Source organism: Pseudomonas ceruminis (assembly GCF_021602025.1).
GTDB classification, from domain to species: Bacteria; Pseudomonadota; Gammaproteobacteria; order Pseudomonadales; family Pseudomonadaceae; genus Aquipseudomonas; species Aquipseudomonas ceruminis.
On sequence record NZ_BQHW01000086.1, the window covers coordinates 1 to 318 of the forward strand.

General features: G+C 62.9%; 1 pseudogene. It reads left to right on the plus strand.

Features of this window, described 5'->3' with window-relative positions:
- Positions 1-318: pseudogene (locus L6D80_RS29925) on the plus strand (hypothetical protein); the annotation flags it as partial.

Below are 318 nucleotides of genomic sequence, written 5' to 3' on the forward strand. Positions count from 1 at the left end.
CCAGCAATGCCAACACGCCAAAGCGCTGGAACGGTAGCGCCTGGGTGGCTGTGACGGACAAGGTGGCAACGGACGCCGCTGCAGCTGCTCAGTCTGCTCTGAACCAGGTTGCAATGAAGGCGGACGCGTCGACGGTCCAGGCGCTGACCAACGAGGTTACCCGGCAAGGCCAGGACATCACGGCTGCCGGCCAGGCCATCACCAGCATCAACACGTCGTTGAGCCAGCTGGGCGGGGAGAACTTGCTGCCCAACCCATCTTTCGAGATTGAGGGCAATACTCCCGGTCTTGCTGATGGTTGGCGTGTGGGCTCTGCCC